Here is a 2,662-nt window from a genome sequence, read left to right as displayed (position 1 = left end):
CGTCCGCGTCCGCGGTCGAAGGACAGTGCCGGTCACCGGGTTCGTCGCGTCGACACGTGGCGCGGCGCGGTCCACGTGACGCGCCTGGCGGGCGACCCGGACGCTGTCGACGAACTCCTGGACGCGCCCTGCGAGTTCGCCGCCAGCGAGGCGGTCCCCGTTGAAGCAGTGCTAGTAGAGGGCGACGCGCTCGCGGGCGTCCTCGAGGACGCGGGGTTCGAGGACGTCGGCCCTGGGCCCGCGTTCGACGGCGAACAGACGCGACGATACCGGTGTCAGTCACCGGCCGAGTGACCGCGGCTGTCCGGCCCCCCGCGGTCTGTGGCGTGTTCGAATTCGATAACGCGGACGGCCCCGTAGCGTCGCTGGCGTTCCGACGGCTTGGGAGGCCGAGACACGGGAATCGAAGCTAGTCGGAGCGGGCCGGAGACCGACCCCGGTGCGGTCCTCAGAGGTCCGCCCGGGAGAACACGTAGAAGCCGGCGGCGGGCACGACGACCACCCACGCGACGAGGATGACCAGCGACGCCCACCCTGTGAGGTAGAACGGGATGGTGTCGAACGCCGGCAGGAACGTCGCGGTGCTGTCAGTGAACCACTGGGTGGCGGAGCCGAACGCCTCGCTGGGGGAGAGCCGCTGCACGAAGAAGTACCAGCCGGGCGCGTCGAGGTACGGCGTGCCGTCGGCTGCCTGCGCGAACGGCGGCGAGAACGTCCCCTCGACGAGGTAGTACAGCGCGTTCGCGGCGAACCCCCAGACGACCTCGAAGACGACGAAGAAGCCGGCCGCGAGGATGGTCGCGCGCCCCGAGTCCTTGGTCGTCGCGGAGAGTCCGACGCCGATGCCGGTGTAGACGAAGCCGAGCAGCACTGTCATCACCGCGAACGTGAGGAAGACGCCGGCGTCGAAGACGTCGTAGAGCGCGAGCACGACGACGAGCGCGGCGACGAGGCCGACGCCGATTGACGCGGCGAGGACGCTGCCGCGGCCGACGACCTTCCCGACGACGGCGTCGCGGCGGGTGTGCGGCAGCGACAGGAGGAACTTCGCGCTCCCGGACTCGACTTCGCCGGCGAGGGACTTGTGCGTGATGACGAGCGCGGTGATGGGGACGAGTAACGCGACCGGACTCATCAGGAAGGACACGTAGTCGAGACTAGAGAGGACGGCGTCACTCTGCCCCTGGCCCTGTCCCTGGAGGAGCGTGAACAGGTACGCGAACCCGGCCATGAAGAGGACGAACAGCACAGTCAACCCCCAGAGGGCTTTCGACCGGGCGGCGTCCCGGAAGTCCTTGCGCGCGATGGCTGTCCAGCTCATGCTTCCACCGCCTCGTCGTTGGTGTAGGCCGCGAAGACGTCGTCCAGCGAGGCTTCCCGCGTCGCGAAGTCCTCGACCTCGCCGCCCGCGGACTCGACGGCGTCGAGGATGTCCGTCTTCGCCGCGTTCTCCGCGGAGACGGTGAGCGTGTCGCCGTCGGCGGAGACGCCGGAGACGCCCGGTACGTCCTCGACGGCCGCCAGGATGTCGGCGGACAGCTCGTCGACGGTCACCGTCAGCGACGACCCGGTGCCGGCGGCGTCCCGGAGGCCGCGGATGGTGTCCTCAGCGACCAGTTGGCCGTTCTTGAGGATGCCGACGCGGTCACACACCGCTTCGACCTGTTCGAGGATGTGGCTGGAGAAGAACACGGTCGCGCCGCGGTTGGCCTCCTCGGTGATGATCGAGCGCATCTCGCGGGCGCCGTTCGGGTCGAGGCCGGTGGAGGGCTCGTCGAGGATGAGGATCTCCGGGTCGCCGACCAGCGCGATGGCCAGCGCGAGGCGTTGCTGCATCCCCTTTGAGAACCCGCCGGCTTTCCGGTCGGCGGCGTCCGGGATGCCGACGCGTTCGAGGAGGGCGTCCGGGTCGTCGTTCGCGCCCTTGGACTCGATGGCGAACTCGACGTGCTGACGGCCGGTGAGGCGTTCGTAGACGTGGAACCCCTCGGGGAGCACGCCGATTCGCTGGCGGATGGACAGCGAGTCGGCGTGGGAGTCGTGTCCGAGAACGGTCGCCGACCCGGCGGTCGGGCGGACGAAGTCGAGGAGAATGTCGATAGTGGTGGACTTCCCAGCGCCGTTCGGTCCGAGGAAGCCGTATATTTCGCCGTCTCGAACCTCCAGGTCGAGGTCGTGGAGGGCCGTGACGTCTCCGTACCGCTTGGTGACGCCACTGAGTTCGATTGCTGCCATGGAGGTGGGATGACGCCGAGTTCATAAATCGATTGGGGTGGTTCTCAGCGCGAGCGACGGCGTGTGACCGGGTCTCACAGGTCGACGCGGCCGAATCGTGCCGCTGCGAGTGCGAACCCGAGGCCGGTCCACGCGGCGAGCACGACGACGCCGACCCAGGGAGACGACTGCCCGGACGTGCTGACCGTCTGGATACCGACGACGCCCAGCGCGTTCCCGTACGCGAACAGCGGGCTCCCGAGCACGATCGCGTCGACGGTGCTCGATGCGAGGTCGACGCCGAGTTCCGACTCGGCGAGTGCGGCCGCGACGCTCACGACAATCGGCCAGAACAGCGACAGCACGAAGAACGCGTACGTCGACGCGGTCGCCAGCGTCGTCGACGCCGACCCGGCGGTCAGCGCCAGCGTCGCGGCGACGAACGCGG

The 2,662-nt window shown here is 69.1% G+C and carries 2 protein-coding genes and 2 pseudogenes; 1 reads left to right on the top strand and 3 read right to left on the bottom strand.

From position 1 onward, the window contains the following. Nucleotides 1-294, top strand: a pseudogene (locus GRX66_RS18220) (hypothetical protein); the annotation flags it as partial. Between the two features lie 154 nt (nt 295-448). Here the strand turns inward: GRX66_RS18220 and GRX66_RS18215 are convergent. The 3 genes and pseudogenes from GRX66_RS18215 to GRX66_RS18205 form a co-directional block, all read right to left on the bottom strand. Continuing rightward, a complete protein-coding gene (locus GRX66_RS18215; protein ID WP_159527751.1) occupies nt 449-1,321 on the bottom strand; it encodes an ABC transporter permease in 873 nt (290 codons plus the stop codon). Continuing rightward, complete coding sequence (locus GRX66_RS18210; RefSeq protein WP_159527750.1) at nt 1,318-2,235, bottom strand: ABC transporter ATP-binding protein; 918 nt, start codon at nt 2,233-2,235, stop codon at nt 1,318-1,320. The genes GRX66_RS18215 and GRX66_RS18210 overlap by 4 nt, the downstream gene beginning before the upstream one ends. A 74-nt stretch (nt 2,236-2,309) precedes the next feature. Next, a pseudogene (locus tag GRX66_RS18205) lies at nt 2,310-2,662 on the bottom strand (hypothetical protein); the annotation flags it as partial.

This window comes from Halobacterium bonnevillei (assembly GCF_009831555.1).
In the GTDB taxonomy this organism is placed as follows: domain Archaea; phylum Halobacteriota; class Halobacteria; order Halobacteriales; family Halobacteriaceae; genus Halobacterium; species Halobacterium bonnevillei.
Note: the sequence above shows the minus strand (reverse complement) of the source record. Positions and strands in the feature narration are given on the sequence as shown.